Origin of the sequence: Poseidonocella sp. HB161398, assembly GCF_005870025.1 — a bacterium.
Lineage (GTDB): Bacteria > Pseudomonadota > Alphaproteobacteria > Rhodobacterales > Rhodobacteraceae > Mangrovicoccus.
Map to the genome: position 1 here is coordinate 1 of NZ_VATA01000253.1, position 794 is coordinate 794.

At 71.0% G+C, this 794-nt stretch carries 1 protein-coding gene; it reads right to left on the reverse strand.

What is annotated here, in order from left to right; translation table 11 throughout:
- Nucleotides 1-794 (reverse strand): PhnE/PtxC family ABC transporter permease (locus FGX59_RS37100; RefSeq protein WP_370296521.1); only part of this gene is annotated, 794 nt, incomplete at both ends.

Sequence of the window (794 nt, forward strand, 5' to 3'; positions counted from 1 at the left end):
GACAGCGCATCGACCGCCGCCGTCATCAGCCCCGAGGCGATCAGCAGCACCAGCGCCCGGTCGAGCCGGAGCTGCTGCATCGCCGCATCGACATAGAAGCCCAGCGTGGCGACCCCCAGAAGCCCCATTACCGCCGTCTCGCGCAGGATGATCTCCCAGCGGTAGAGGCAGAGCGCCAGGAACGGCCCGAAGAGCCGCGGCACCAGCTCCCATCCCCAGAGGGTCAGGCCGCTTGGCGCGTCGGCGCGCAGCTCCGCGGTGATCCCCTCGGCCTCGCGCCCGGTCAGATGGGCGATGATCGCCGCATTGTGCAGCGCCAGCGCCAGCACGGCGGGCAGCATCGAGGGGCCGAAGATCTGCAGGAAGATATAGGCCAGCATGTATTCGGGGAAGCTGCGCAGCAGGATCAGCACCAGGTCGCCGCCGATCCGCCCGGCGCGGCCCGCGACCTGCCGCACCACCAGCCCGAAGGCGAGGAAGGCGAGGATCCCGGTCAGTGCCAGCGCGATCTGCCCGACCACGAGCGTCGCCCAGAGCCCGGGCAGGATCTCGCTCCAGAGCCGGTCGCCGAGCCAGGGCAGGAGCCCCGCCCAGTCGCCATTGCGCAGGGGCGCGGGGACCATGTCATGCAGCGCGCGCATCAGCGCGCCCGATCCCATCGGCGGCACCTTGACCGTCGCCAGCAGCGCGAAGGCCGCGAGGATCCACAAGGGCACCGCCCGCGGCCGCATCCAGAGCCGGATCGTCGCGATCAGCGCGACATAGACCAGCATCACCGCGCTGACCGCGCCGTA